We start from the raw sequence: 6,825 nt of genomic DNA, 5'->3' as shown, positions 1-6,825 counted from the left end.
ATGCTTCACAGTAAAATAATAAAGAAAGAATGCGCCTAATCCTAAGCAGCAACCAATTACAAGCAGGACATTAATCGATTCTTTCTCAGTACCTGTTGCCGTTCCTGAAATCGAGTCCCAGGCAGCGATTGCGAGCAGAATACCGTAGGTTATTTGGCCGGTATGGTTAATCGTTGCTACCCGGCGCTTGTCCTTATCCAAATCGCCATGCACTGCCCTGGCATACCAGTTCGCTGATAATAAATCTTTTGGCCTGACACCCAGCGCATCGGCGAGTTTTTTGATTACCTGAATCTCCGGGAAATCCGGACTTGCTTCGATTCTTGAATAGGAAGCCTGTGAGATATTAAGGCTTGTGGCCATGCCTTCCTGGCAAACGTTTTTGTAGCTCCGAATCATGCGCAGATTCTCGCCGAAGTTGAAATTTTTCATGTTTGGGGAAATTTAGGTAGCTGATTAATGATCTCTTTTACATGAATTTAATCATTCAAAAATCCTCTGTCAATACCCTCATAAAGAGGCAATTACGGCCAAAAGGCTGAAAACGTTTCCTTTTTAGCCCCCAAACGCAGTTTTATGAGCCCCGTGAATAAGTTATTCAGGCATGAATAATTTATTCACGAACTAATTTTTCACAGTCAAAAAGATGAAAATGTGTGATTTGAAATCAAAATTTATCCTCTTTTTCTAAGCGAATTTCCAAAGGTTTTCAGGAGACAATTTATGTCCATGAATAACTTATTCATCGGTTTGAATAACTTATTCATGCTGTGAATAACATTTTAGAGGGGTATTAGTGATTTTTGTGTAGTGATTTTATCCCATGTCAAAACTGGCACATATCATTGAGATCCTGGAACGGATGGAGAAAAAACAAAATGAGTTTTTTTCTGAACTCCGGGCTATGAATAAAAATTGGGAATCCGCGACTGAACAATGGGTAGACTCATTGGAGGTGCAAAAAATCCTCGGAATTAGCCGGAGAACATTATATCGGATACGGGTGGAAAAGATACTGAGCTTTAAGCGTATCCGTGGCCGTTACTACTACTTTACTCCTGATATTTTCAAAATCAAAGACCATTATTTGAAGTAAGCATCCTTCGGGAAAGATTCGACAAGTCTTCGGGAAGTGTTGCAGAAGTGTTCGGCAGTTCTTCGACACGGCTTCGACAGTTCTTCGACCGGGAGGCACTTTTGTCGAAGCGCAGTCGAACAACAGTCGAAGACGCGTCGAACAAAGTGTTCATCTTTCTCCCATCATTTTCGGTTTAAATCCCCATGCAGACTGCGTATCAATACCTTCTCTCATTACTTTCCACTAAGCAATAGTGGGCCAAATCGTGCCAAGTTGGGCCAAATTGGGCCAAAATTTCAGCGCTGACGCATCAGTTCGGATGTTTGATCTGTACCGGTATTTAATTAATCATTTTTTTTAACCCCTAAATTTTTAAAACATGGGAACTATTAGAAAAGGAGCCCTTGGAGGCTTCTCCGGCAAGGCCGGAAGTATTATTGGCAGCAGCTGGCGCGATATTAATTATATCAAAGGCCTGCCAAAACTGAGTAATAAACCCAAATCGACGAAGCAGCTTGAGCAGCAAGCCAAGTTTGCGACAGCGATCAGGTTTTTACTACCAGTAAAAAGCCTGATGAACCTGACTTATGGACAGGTGAAAACAGGTCGTGCGACAGGATTTAACATGGCCCTGAAGCAGGTGCTTGATGAAGCAATTACCGGGACTTATCCGGATTACGAGATTGATTTCCCAAAGGCCATGTTGGCCAAAGGGCAGCTGGGCACGGCAACCGATGTGGCATTGCTGGTCGAAGATCTGAATCTGACTGTTTCCTGGTCGCCGAGATTCGATAAGCTGAACAGGTTCATCACCGATGAAATGACTGTATTGGTTTTTGACCCGGTTTCGAGAGATTTCGTCATCGGACCGGAGGAAGTTCTAAGAACCGCAGGAACTACGGTTGTAGAAATTCCACCGGAATGGGCAGGCAGCACAGTTCATGTTTATATGTTCTACATCGGCCTAAACGGTAAGGACGTATCGAACAGCATTTACGCCGGGACTGTGGGTCCCATTTAATTCAGGATGCGGCGGCCAGAAGCCGCCGCATATTTTCTCACCATTAATCACATACGTCATGAAAGCCATACAAAAATATCTTCAGCCCGGTCAAATTACCTTAAGCATGGAATATACCGGCATCATACTCAGTGTACTCATCTTTATCTCCATTCCTTATGCCATCAGAATGGTGGATATGAGTGCAGCTCCGATCGACCCCGGGATCTATAGTGCAATCATTCTCGCCGTTTCGGCCATCCTGATCTTTAAGGCAGGAACCTGGTGGATCATCAGGGTTATCTGGCCGGTGTTTGCCGAATATTCAGTTCAATACTTTGAGTTCAACTTCAAATCGCTGCACAGCTTGCAAAAAGTGCTGATTTATCTCGGATTCTATTTAGCTGTTTTTTATGCTTTTGTTATTGTTCTGGCCGCTCTCATTTAAGCTTCGCGAGCATAAAACAAAACTAAAATCATAAGATCATGAAAACAAGCAATCAAAATCAAAACCTGATCATAGTCCTGTTAGAACTATCGATCTTCTTTTTGCTCTGCCTTGCAATCCTCAATGCTCCGCAGGTAAAAGGGCAAACTATTTCAGCTCCTGAACCAATAATCAATGCTAAACAGCAAGAGGTTCGGCAGATCTATAGGAGTCAGATCGGCATCCGCGAGAAGCCATCCAACAGGGGAGCGGAGGTAGATCAATACCTCCGCTACGTTAACCTTCCGCAAGGAAACCCCTGGTGTGCAGCTTTCGTCTGCTGGGTTTTTGGGCAAGCCAATATCGCTAACCCCAGGACGGGCTGGTCACCGGACCTGTTTAGGGGTAGTAACGTAATTTGGTATAGAGCAGAAAGCAGAAAGCTGAAAGTTGAAAGCAGGGCAGATGAGTCAGGAACCAGGAGCCAGGACCCGATAGCTATCGGGTCAAGACATTCACGTATAGCATACGCCTATCCGCCCAGCCAGACAACTGATAACAGGCAACTCCGGGTACCGGGGACATTTTCGGTATTTACTTCCCCGACAAAAACCGCATCTCCCACACCGGTTTCATTGATCAATGGGATGGAACCTGGCTGATTACGGTTGAGGGGAATACGAATGTTTCAGGCGGCAGAGAGGGAGATGGAGTGTACCGCAAACGCCGACCCGTCAAATCTATTTATCAGGTTGCGCGGTATATCCGGCAGCCTTAAATCTAAGATCATGCAAACTTTAAAAATAAATCTCTTTGTACTGCTGATGCTGATCATTCTCAGCTCATGCAGTACCCGGAAGCTGAACAAGCAAATTTTGAAAAGTTCAGTCTCAGAGCAATCTGAGATCCGGATGAAGGAATTGAAGAATGCCCAATATGAAGGCAAGCGTATGATCCTGATGACAGACTCAGCTGATGTGCTTTACACAATAAGTATAATTCCTAAAGATACTTTTAGCTTCTCAGTGCAGCAGGGGTTCAGGGGTAAGGCTCAGAAGATTGAAGTTAGGGGACTGCATAGAAGGGTGAAATCCCGGTCTGATAGTACAGTGGTACAGTTCGAACAGCAAAGTGGCAGAGATTATGAGGAACAAAAGCAAAGTGAGAGGTCGGAGTTATTAAAGACCAGATCATTGGTTACAGAGCGTTGGTCTGTAATACTGGTATTCATTGTTTTGGCGGGTATAATTCTTATCGGGTGGGGGTTGAGAAGTGGAGTGATGAAGTGGTTTGGGTGAATTATGAAGCCAGAGGATGCCTGCCGGATTTATTTTTAGTCCTGCTTATTATCTTGATTAAGGCTCTTTTTTGCATTCATTGGACTCACCACTTTTTTTCCTGTTCTTGCTTCCAGTTCTTGTAAAGCGACTTTTGCTACATTACCACCCTGCTTCGCTACCTTTTTACTTTCTGTAAAATCTTTAGGTTTAGTTGCTTCCGAAATATCCTTTGTAGAGGCCTCTGCCAGCATATTTAAAATCAATTCGGTATTAGTCATGTTGTCCCGGAGGTTTTCCTTTTTCAGTCCTTTAAGGATTTTATATTCTTTGGTGGTTTTATCGGCCCATGCCTTGGTGATGATGTCGGTTAGGGTAGCAAACTGAACTCCTTTTTTCAATCCCCTTTTTTTCCATTCGTCTGTCAGTTCCTTACGTATTTCAATACTTTTGAGTCTTTGGTTAATCCAGTTTTCGGAATAGCCTAAGTTCATATACTGTTCCAATGCCCTGTCTATACTGAGCTCGGGGTCCTGCATTTCATCTAACCGTTCTGACGCTACCTTTGCCAGCCAAAGTTTAAAAGGCTCTGCCTTTGGCGAAGGAATGGATTGAATAAGACGGAAAAGTTGTTCGGTATCTGCAACATCGGTTAGATATTTTTTCCCATCTGCAGATTCCATTTTCAGTTGACTACAATTTGTAGTCAACTGGCTGCCTTCAGCTTTTAATCTCATCTTAAGTACACTCCAATATTTTCTTGGATTTGGGCTATCAGTTAATACACCAATTACATCGACGATAGAAAAAAACCACTTTTCTTCCACTTCATTCCAAAGACTTCTCACCTTTTTGTCTTCAAATATTTTTATCTCGTTTTCTTTTTTCATTGGTCTGAAAATGATTTATATCTCTTTCTGATGAACATATTCTATTCATTCCTTTTTTTCGGAGTATAATTTACCAAAATACATCTTTCTGGCGGTTGATAGTAAAAATTGCGGTATGATTTAGTTAACGGTTGGTTTGAGGATGGGGTAAAGTTAAATGCTCAGGGGATCCAGATGACAGAATCTGATGATGAGATTTGCACAATTAGTATAATACCCATAGACACCTTTAGCTTTTCAGCTCAGCATGGATTCAAAGGCAAGGCCGAAAAGATTGAGCTTTCCGGAAAGCTGAGACGGGTAATCAGCTGGACGGACAGTGCGGGGCTTCTTGAAGAAAAGCAATGGGCTATGAATTATGGAGAAGAATATGAAAGCAAAAAGGTGGAGGAATCAAAGTTCAGGGTATTGGAAAAAAGGCGTTCAAAGATGGTGAATGTGTTAATTATGGTGGTGGGGGTTATTTTAGTGGGGTGGGGGTTGTGGCGTTGGGGGAGGTGATGTGAAGGATTTTTTTAAATGAGGGATTGGGGAGGGTAATACTCTTTCCTTGTTCTGTAAAATGACTTTGGATTCTATATCTATTGTAGTAAGAGATAATAACCACTATCAAGAAAGGCAAGGATACTTAACTTTTGCTTAAATGTGACAGATATAGCCTAATTGGTAAAAGGAAGTCTCTGTCAAATTAGCCACCTTTTAGTCTTGTAAGTGATATATCCCCACTATTTATTGGATCGCCCGCTTTGTGAGGCTTTAGCCATTTATATTCTGCACCTCCTGTCACCATTATATCTCCTATGTTCCAATTTCTACTTCTAGCGTCTGCCAAACTTGAAACATACATTCCTGTACCGTTTTCTTTTGCTTTCGTTTCAAGAAACTTTATTCCATCTTTCGGAGATACAACTTTCTCTCCTCCAGCTTTATAATGTTCCTTCAATTCAAGAGCCTGTTTCTTGACTTCTGCATAATTTGGTTTTCTCATAATTGCTTCAACCAGACTTGGGGGTGTGCGTGCATCCCGCTCTTCGCGACTGCCTCGTTTCGTCATTCCTCCTCCTACTCCAATATCTACGTGAACATGAGCCGTTATACCGGATTTGGCTGCATAAAGTTGAACAACACCATCCGTTCTTAAATGATATGGATCTCCTGCTATTTCTAAAATACCGTCCAAAACTTCCTGCATTGTCAAAGTGATAGACCCTTGGCTGCCAAAATCTAAAGTGGTATTATTTATTCCATCCCAAGCGGCAGCTTGTAAACTGGAGGAAGCAGCAGCGGTTGTGCTATTAGCTTTATTTTCTGCATCGCGAGCTTGCTGTCTTGTAGGAAATGGTCCTTGTTTGCCGTCGTCAGAATACCAGCCCTTAGGATTTTCATTGTTAGCTTCGTTACCTTGCCGAATAAATTGAAATACCGGGAAGCTATTATTTATGAAACTATTCGATATTCTGTGAACAACAGTATCAGAACGGCTATCAGCAATTGCCTGAATAGATTTTAATTGCTTTACTTGTGCACTATTATCTGCCATCTCCTGCATACTTTTAATTGGCATGGCTACGGAATGATTTTTCTCTAACTCCAAATCAGGTTCAGAAACGATCTTCTTTTCAGGCAAATTATTAGCTATAGCATTGTTAGTGTTTTGCTGGGCGTTGACAGTTCGAGTCTTCATTGCCAATTAGTGCTTCGGTTGTTATTATGTAATGTATTTGAAGTTAGGAAAAAAAGCTAATTGTAAAATTGTTTTGGCTGTGTCCTTTTTTTCGAAATGACTTTCATTTCACTATAAGATGGATGGTTTATAATATTTCAGGACGTATGGGACTTAGGGTTATATCTCAACCTTGTCTCTTTAAAAGGTAAATGGTGCGTCTGGTTTTTAACAATGGGGAGATATTCTAAGACATCTGGAGCAAGCAATAAAGAACGGTGGTTTGTTAAAAGAGGTGTTCATCCTCTCCTAAGGCATCTTTATGTAGCCGTAGAAAGTCCGTAACTTCGGTTATTGACGTTTTAGATTTCATTCCTCTATATGCTTCCCAATATTGTTCATCTCTTGCAGAGCCCAAAAGATGAAGGAAGTATTCCAAGGGAGCTTCCCTTCTCAGGAGCTTTAGATGGAGCTGACCTCTATCGGATCG

Annotated in this window: 9 protein-coding genes; 6 read left to right on the top strand and 3 right to left on the bottom strand. The window is 42.0% G+C overall.

Annotated features, from left to right (window positions below; genetic code table 11):
- Window positions 1–432, bottom strand: a 432-nt coding sequence (locus tag VGE44_RS10905) for a helix-turn-helix transcriptional regulator (protein WP_331078888.1), incomplete at its 3' end; no start/stop codon positions are given.
- A gap of 391 nt (window positions 433–823) precedes the next feature.
- On the opposite strand from VGE44_RS10905, the gene VGE44_RS10900 reads away from it, so the two are divergent.
- The 5 genes from VGE44_RS10900 to VGE44_RS10880 all read left to right on the top strand — a co-directional run bounded on the left by VGE44_RS10900 (window position 824) and on the right by VGE44_RS10880 (window position 3,803).
- Window positions 824–1,096 (top strand): helix-turn-helix domain-containing protein, encoded by a 273-nt coding sequence (locus VGE44_RS10900; RefSeq protein ID WP_331078886.1) that lies wholly within the window; start codon window positions 824–826, stop codon window positions 1,094–1,096.
- 361 nt (window positions 1,097–1,457) lie between these two features.
- On the top strand, window positions 1,458–2,099 hold the full coding sequence (locus VGE44_RS10895; protein WP_331078884.1) for a DUF6266 family protein: 642 nt from the start codon (window positions 1,458–1,460) through the stop codon (window positions 2,097–2,099).
- A 58-nt stretch (window positions 2,100–2,157) separates the two neighbouring features.
- On the top strand, window positions 2,158–2,526 hold the full coding sequence (locus VGE44_RS10890) for a hypothetical protein (protein WP_331078882.1): 369 nt from the start codon (window positions 2,158–2,160) through the stop codon (window positions 2,524–2,526).
- A gap of 38 nt (window positions 2,527–2,564) precedes the next feature.
- The gene (locus tag VGE44_RS10885) at window positions 2,565–3,167 is read left to right on the top strand and encodes a hypothetical protein (protein WP_331078880.1); all 603 of its coding nucleotides are present in this window, start codon (window positions 2,565–2,567) and stop codon (window positions 3,165–3,167) included.
- A gap of 126 nt (window positions 3,168–3,293) precedes the next feature.
- Complete coding sequence (locus VGE44_RS10880) at window positions 3,294–3,803, top strand: hypothetical protein (RefSeq protein ID WP_331078878.1); 510 nt, start codon at window positions 3,294–3,296, stop codon at window positions 3,801–3,803.
- 35 nt (window positions 3,804–3,838) lie between these two features.
- On the opposite strand, the gene VGE44_RS10875 is transcribed toward VGE44_RS10880, so the two are convergent.
- Window positions 3,839–4,672 (bottom strand): Bro-N domain-containing protein, encoded by an 834-nt coding sequence (locus VGE44_RS10875; RefSeq protein WP_331078876.1) that lies wholly within the window; start codon window positions 4,670–4,672, stop codon window positions 3,839–3,841.
- Window positions 4,673–4,780: 108 nt separating this feature from the next.
- On the opposite strand from VGE44_RS10875, the gene VGE44_RS10870 reads away from it, so the two are divergent.
- The gene (locus VGE44_RS10870; protein WP_331078874.1) at window positions 4,781–5,173 is read left to right on the top strand and encodes a hypothetical protein; all 393 of its coding nucleotides are present in this window, start codon (window positions 4,781–4,783) and stop codon (window positions 5,171–5,173) included.
- Between the two features lie 187 nt (window positions 5,174–5,360).
- On the opposite strand, the gene VGE44_RS10865 is transcribed toward VGE44_RS10870, so the two are convergent.
- Window positions 5,361–6,356, bottom strand: a complete 996-nt coding sequence (locus VGE44_RS10865; RefSeq protein WP_331078872.1) for a hypothetical protein — start codon at window positions 6,354–6,356, stop codon at window positions 5,361–5,363.
- Window positions 6,357–6,825: the final 469 nt, after the last annotated feature.

Origin of the sequence: Daejeonella sp., from assembly GCF_036405355.1 — a bacterium.
GTDB lineage: Bacteria > Bacteroidota > Bacteroidia > Sphingobacteriales > Sphingobacteriaceae > Daejeonella.
Note: the sequence above shows the minus strand (reverse complement) of the source record. Positions and strands in the feature narration are given on the sequence as shown.

Bases quoted from the DNA above. Each gene is read 5' to 3' on its own strand.
- VGE44_RS10885 (WP_331078880.1), top strand. From the start codon at position 2,565: ATGAAAACAAGCAATCAAAATCAAAACCTGATCATAGTCCTGTTAGAA.
- VGE44_RS10865 (WP_331078872.1), bottom strand. From the start codon at position 6,356: ATGAAGACTCGAACTGTCAACGCCCAGCAAAACACTAACAATGCTATA.
- VGE44_RS10895 (WP_331078884.1), top strand. From the start codon at position 1,458: ATGGGAACTATTAGAAAAGGAGCCCTTGGAGGCTTCTCCGGCAAGGCC.
- VGE44_RS10875 (WP_331078876.1), bottom strand. From the start codon at position 4,672: ATGAAAAAAGAAAACGAGATAAAAATATTTGAAGACAAAAAGGTGAGA.
- VGE44_RS10880 (WP_331078878.1), top strand. From the start codon at position 3,294: ATGCAAACTTTAAAAATAAATCTCTTTGTACTGCTGATGCTGATCATT.
- VGE44_RS10890 (WP_331078882.1), top strand. From the start codon at position 2,158: ATGAAAGCCATACAAAAATATCTTCAGCCCGGTCAAATTACCTTAAGC.
- VGE44_RS10900 (WP_331078886.1), top strand. From the start codon at position 824: ATGTCAAAACTGGCACATATCATTGAGATCCTGGAACGGATGGAGAAA.